1 protein-coding gene is annotated in these 508 nt (G+C 50.4%); it reads left to right on the top strand.

Features of this window, described 5'->3' with window-relative positions; genetic code table 11:
• Positions 1-126: 126 nt before the first annotated feature.
• The coding region (locus E1189_RS00480) for a hypothetical protein (protein ID WP_155158190.1) at positions 127-508 on the top strand (382 nt) is incomplete at its 3' end.

Below are 508 nucleotides of genomic sequence, written 5' to 3'. Positions count from 1 at the left end.
CCTCTCGGGCGGCTTTCTCTTTTTCCCAGGTGATTTCACCGATGCGCTGTTCTTTCGCATCCTTTCTGCGCTGCTCGTCCTGTTTCTTTTGCTCTTGCTGGTTTTGGTAAACCGCCATGCGTTCTGTTGCCAGCTCTGAGCTTTTTGTTCCTTCTTCTCGGTGTACTTTATCCGCTGCTCGCCTACATACGCTTTGAAGTTTTCGTTTTGCTGGAGTCTGCCCTCTCGGGCGGCTTTCTCTTTTTCCCAGGCGATTTGGCCGATACGCTCTTCTTCTGCATCCTTTCTGCGCTGCTCGTCCTGTTCCTTTTGCTCTTGCTGTTTTTGGTAAACGGCCATGCGTTCCTTGGCCAGCTTCTGAGCTTTTTGTTCCTTCTTCTCGGTGTACTTTATCCGCTGCTCGCCTACATACGCTTTGAAGTTTTCGTTTTGCTGGAGTCTGTTCTCTCGGGCAGCTTTTTCTTTTTCCCAGACGATCTGACCGATGCGCTGTTCTTCCGCATCCTTT

Source organism: Parendozoicomonas verongulae, from assembly GCF_009711465.1.
Taxonomy (GTDB): Bacteria; Pseudomonadota; Gammaproteobacteria; order Pseudomonadales; family Endozoicomonadaceae; genus Sansalvadorimonas; species Sansalvadorimonas verongulae.
This window is presented reverse-complemented; position numbering and strand designations above follow the sequence as displayed.